At 68.5% G+C, this 4,480-nt stretch carries 7 protein-coding genes; 4 read left to right on the forward strand and 3 right to left on the reverse strand.

What is annotated here, in order from left to right:
• Nucleotides 1–519, forward strand: a 519-nt coding sequence (locus tag WAL33_RS07420; RefSeq protein WP_422179992.1) for an aminotransferase class IV, incomplete at its 5' end; no start/stop codon positions are given.
• Here WAL33_RS07420 and WAL33_RS07425 read toward each other — a convergent pair.
• The 3 genes from WAL33_RS07425 to WAL33_RS07435 all read right to left on the reverse strand — a co-directional run bounded on the left by WAL33_RS07425 (nt 509) and on the right by WAL33_RS07435 (nt 2,106).
• A complete protein-coding gene (locus tag WAL33_RS07425; RefSeq protein WP_422179994.1) occupies nt 509–1,048 on the reverse strand; it encodes a TadE/TadG family type IV pilus assembly protein in 540 nt (179 codons plus the stop codon). The two genes, WAL33_RS07420 and WAL33_RS07425, sit on opposite strands and share 11 nt — an antisense overlap.
• Nucleotides 1,045–1,602 (reverse strand): TadE/TadG family type IV pilus assembly protein, encoded by a 558-nt coding sequence (locus WAL33_RS07430; RefSeq protein WP_422179996.1) that lies wholly within the window; start codon nt 1,600–1,602, stop codon nt 1,045–1,047. The genes WAL33_RS07425 and WAL33_RS07430 overlap by 4 nt, the downstream gene beginning before the upstream one ends.
• An 84-nt stretch (nt 1,603–1,686) precedes the next feature.
• The gene (locus tag WAL33_RS07435; RefSeq protein WP_422179998.1) at nt 1,687–2,106 is read right to left on the reverse strand and encodes a pilus assembly protein N-terminal domain-containing protein; all 420 of its coding nucleotides are present in this window, start codon (nt 2,104–2,106) and stop codon (nt 1,687–1,689) included.
• Between the two features lie 309 nt (nt 2,107–2,415).
• Between WAL33_RS07435 and WAL33_RS07440 the strand changes: the two genes are divergently transcribed.
• The 3 genes from WAL33_RS07440 to cpaB all read left to right on the forward strand — a co-directional run bounded on the left by WAL33_RS07440 (nt 2,416) and on the right by cpaB (nt 4,387).
• Nucleotides 2,416–2,604 (forward strand): Flp family type IVb pilin, encoded by a 189-nt coding sequence (locus WAL33_RS07440; RefSeq protein WP_422180000.1) that lies wholly within the window; start codon nt 2,416–2,418, stop codon nt 2,602–2,604.
• Nucleotides 2,605–2,781: 177 nt separating this feature from the next.
• Entirely contained in the window at nt 2,782–3,294 is a 513-nt protein-coding gene (locus WAL33_RS07445; protein ID WP_422180002.1) for an A24 family peptidase, read from the forward strand.
• Nucleotides 3,295–3,499: 205 nt separating this feature from the next.
• Complete coding sequence (gene cpaB, locus WAL33_RS07450) at nt 3,500–4,387, forward strand: Flp pilus assembly protein CpaB (protein WP_422180004.1); 888 nt, start codon at nt 3,500–3,502, stop codon at nt 4,385–4,387.
• The last annotated feature ends 93 nt before the right edge of the window (nt 4,388–4,480 follow it).

Here is a 4,480-nt window from a genome sequence, read left to right on the forward strand (position 1 = left end):
GGCCTGGATCGGCCGGACGCTCCCGTGTTGCGCCTGGCGGCGAGCGCCGCCGCCGCGCCGCCCGTGACCACGCCGGTCGATCTGGTCCTGGCCAAGACCCGTCGCAACGAGGGCTCGCCCGCCGCGCGGCTGAAGACCCTGTCCTATGTCGACAACGTCCTGGCCCGGGCCGAGGCCAAGGCGGCGGGCGCCGACGAGGCGGTGATGCGCAACAACCACGGCGACCTGACCTGCGCGGCGGCGGCCAACCTGTTCTGGATCGCACAGGGGCGGTTGTTCACGCCGGCCCTGCATTGCGGGGTGCTGAACGGGATCGCCCGGGGGCGGGTGCTGGAGGCGGCGCGGGCGCTGGACGTCGAGGTCCACGAGGCGGCGACCGGGGCCGAGGCCCTGGACGAGGCCGAGGCGGTGTTCCTGACCAACAGCCTGATCGGCGTGCGGCCGGCGCGGCGGTTCGAGGGCGAGACCTTCGGCCCCCACGCCCTGGTCGAACGCCTGGCGCAAGCCGTCAGCCCGTGACCCGCGCCACCTGATCGGAGAGCCGCGGCCGCAGATAGAAGGTGCGGCGGAAGGTCACGGTGTCGGGCAGGACCAGCTTGAACACCGAGTCGTACTCGTAGCTGGCCTTGCTCATGATCACGCTCTGACCGGCGGGCAGCACGGCGGGCGGGATGTCGACCGTGTCGTTGGCCTTGGGGCAGCCGACCGGCGCGTTCGAGGTTTCCGACCACGCGACCTTGTCCTTGCCCTGGGCGTCGGAGGCGATGCTGACGATGCACATCCGCAGGGTCGAGGTCGGGAACGGCGACATCATCACCTGGCCGGCGACGAACACCTGGTCGCGGATGGCGTTGGTGAGCACCTGTTCGCGGGCCACCATGTCGCCGGTCGACGCGGTCAGGTGGCTCAGGCGCCGCTGGGCGATCATCGCCTCGGTCAGTTCGGCCATGCCGAAATAGAACAGCATCAGCAGCGGCAGGACCAGGGCGAACTCGATGGCCGAGACCCCGCGGCGATCACGCCAGAAGTGGGACAGGCGGCGGCTCATTGGCACTTGATCGGTTGGAGGTCCGGGGAATAGGGCTCGTTGACGAACACCGAGGCGAACGTGACCTGACGAACGCCGGACCCGCCGGCGACCGCGCTCTGCAGCAGCGGCGTAATGATCGGCCACTTGTAATAGGCCCGCACCAGCATGATCGATCGGGGGCCGCCGGGATCGAAACAGGTGACGCCCTCGGGCGGCTTCAGCGTCTTGGCCGTTTCGAACGCGGGCAGGACGCGCACGTCCAGGGTGATCGAATCCGCGCAGGACGACTCCAGCCAGGCCATCTCGTCGCACACCGCCTTGCTGAAATCGGCGCGGCTGGTGTTCTGGTAGTCGCCAGTGCGGATCCTGCGGTCGACGGTCATCAACGCGTTTTCCAGGGTTATCGAGACCAGGAAGGTCAGGCCCAGCTCGATCAGCCCGAACACCAGGATCAGGAAGGGAATGCCGACAAAGGCGAACTCGATCGCCGCCGCGCCGTCGTCGGCGCGGGCGAAGCGATCCAGACCCAGGCGGGCCAGAAGCTGGCGATGATGTCGGGCTCGATCGGCCATGGCGGCGTCCGCGTCAGCGCCTTCTGGAACGGCAGGCGGCCTAGACTAGGCCAAGCGTCCCTAATCAGGGGTTTAGCCGGACGCTTAAGGCGCCGCGGAGGCCGGCGCGCCCGCGGCCGGGGCGGCGGTGGAGCCCAGCAACGAGCAGCGGCCGCCGCAGGCGTAGGTCGAGGCGGTGAGGCCGCGCTGGACGACGACCGCCTGGCCCGGAACGTTGGAGACCACCACGTCGCGGTCGGCCAGGGTCTCTCCGCGGGCGTCGAAGGCCATGACGGTGGTCGCGCCGGCCTTTTTGCCCAGCACCACCAGGGTGCGTTCGTTGACCAGGCTGACATCGGCCACCGAGGGGTCGCCCACCACCAGGTCGCGCACGGGCGCGCTCAACACGATGCGCGTGGCCGCTCCGGCGCTGATCGACAGCGGCGCGGCCGGGCCGGCGGCGACGGCGGTCGTGGCGATGAATAGGCTCAGACCGGCGCAGAGCGCGAGAGTCAGGCGGCGCATGACGGCATTTTCCCAGGCTTGTACGCGATGAGGATGCCTCGGAATGGTCAATAAAGACCTAAGCGAGACGCTTGTGTATTCTTCCCGACAGTTGAGAAAGTCCTGTTGGATAAGGGGTTTTTCCGCTTCGGAAGGCGTCGTAGTTAAGTAAAGATAATAGTAAATTAAAATAAACCAATGTAAAAAATTGCGAAACCATTCGGATTTACTGGTCATTAAGCGCGACTGGCGAAATTGATCGTGCTTTCGAGGGTGAACAAGTCGACACGGCTTGAGACCCAAATCCATTTTGTGACTAGGAGATCCACCATGTCGAAGTTCGTCACCCGCTTCCTGAAGGATGAATCCGGCGCGACCGCCATCGAGTACGGCCTGATCATCGCCCTGATCGCCGTCGTGATCGCCACCGTCGTCAGCACGCTGGGCGGTCACCTGAACGACGCGTTCAAGAAGGCCGACGACGCGGTCGCCGGCACCACGGCGCCGGCTGCTCCGTAAGCCGTTTACGCTCGAAAAAGAGGGCCTCGGCAGCAATGCCGGGGCCTTTTTTCTTTGGGCGAGAAATCCGCCTCCCCGAAAGCCGATTTCCAGCGGAACAGGCGAATTTCGGGCGCGGGAAACCATTGCTTCACGCGATCGGCGCAGACTGCGTTCGATCGAACAGGCAAGGCCGCCATGCAAATCATTCAGTTCGCTCTGCTGCTCGTCTTCCCCGCGCTGGCCGTCGTCGCCGCGTTGAAGGACGTCACCAGCTATACGATCCCCAACTGGATCTCCCTGGCCCTAATCGCCGCCTTCGCGCCGGCGGCCCTGGTCAGCGGCGTCTCCCTGGCCACCCTGGGCCTGTGCCTGGCCGCCGGCCTGGCGGCCCTGCTGGCCGGCATGGGGATGTTCGCGGCCGGCTGGATCGGCGGCGGCGACGCCAAGCTGTTCGCAGCCTCGGTCCTGTGGCTGGGCTGGCCCGCGGCCGCGCCGTTCATGCTGGTCACCGGCATGGCCGGCGGCGCCTTGACCCTGGGCCTCCTGACCCTGCGTTCGGGCTGGTTCGAGCCGGTCCTGGCCGGCAGTCCGGCCTGGGTCCGCAAGCTGGGCGCCAAGGACGGCGACATCCCGTACGGCGTGGCCATCGCGATCGGCGCCCTGGCGGCCTTTCCGCAAGGCGCACTGACCCTGGCCGCCGGCGTCTGAGGGCGTCGGAAGGCCTCGAACGCCCTGTCCCCCGCGTCAGCCTGTCGCGGTGTTGTCTTCCTGTTTGGAGCGGCGCCTTTAGCCGTCGTTAACCATGGTCGCGCGAGTGTGCGACGCGGCCAGAAGGGCCGTTCGGCGAATTGTGCGTGATCGCCTGAAGGCGGTTCGCCCTCGATCTGTATCCCCGTCGCTAGAGTCCGCCTGCATGAACCCTCTTCGCGTCATGATCGTTTTGGTCGCCGCCGTCGCGGCCATCGGCTTGGCCGTGGTCCTGCAGAAGGCGATGGGCGGCAAGCCCGCGCCCGCGGCCAAGGTCGTCGCGGAGGCCGCGCCGTCCGACAAGTCCATGACCCAGGTCCTGGTGGCCAAGCACGATCTGGCGATCGGCGCCCGCCTGGTCGCCGGCGACGTCGCCTGGCAGGCCTGGCCCGCCGACACCCTCAACGCCGCCTACATCACCAACGGCGCGGCCGAACCCGAGCCGACCAAGACCGCCGCCAAGGCCGCCCGGGCGGTCGGCGACGCGGCCGAGGGCATGATCGGCGGCGTCTCCCCGGAAAAGGCCGTCGAGGGCGCGATCGTGCGCGACCCGATCCTGGCCGGCGAACCCATCACGGCCCGCAAGATCGTCCGCGGCGGCGAAGGCGGTTATCTGTCGGTGGTCCTGGGCCCCGGCCAGCGCGCCATAGCCGTGCCGGTCACCTCCGAGACCGCGGTCGGCGGTTTCGTCCTGCCCGGCGACCGCGTCGACGTCATCCAGACCCGCGAGGGTCAGGTCGGCGTGGGCGAAAGCGGCGGCAAGCAGGTCGTCGCCGACACCATCGTCCGCAACGTCCGCGTGCTGGCCCTGGACCAATCCACCACGGCCGAGAAGGACGCCAAGACCATCGTCGCCTCGACCGTCACCCTGGAGGTCAGCCCGGCCGAGGCCGAGGCCCTGACCCGCGCCAAGTCGGCCGGGCCGGTGACCTTGACCCTACGCGCCTACACCGACCTGGGCGGCCCCTCGGGCCTGACCCTCGCGTCGCAGGATTCCGCCGTCGTCCGCATCAATCGCGGCGGCGAGACCTCCAGCATCTCGGTCCGCCCATGATCCGTCGGCTCGCTTCCGCCTCGCTCGCGGCCGTCCTGGCCCTGGCGCCGTCGGCCGCCGCTCTGGCCGACGGCCCGGCGGCCGGCACCCATC

It is taken from the genome of Caulobacter sp. (genome assembly GCF_049283275.1).
In the GTDB taxonomy this organism is placed as follows: domain Bacteria; phylum Pseudomonadota; class Alphaproteobacteria; order Caulobacterales; family Caulobacteraceae; genus Caulobacter.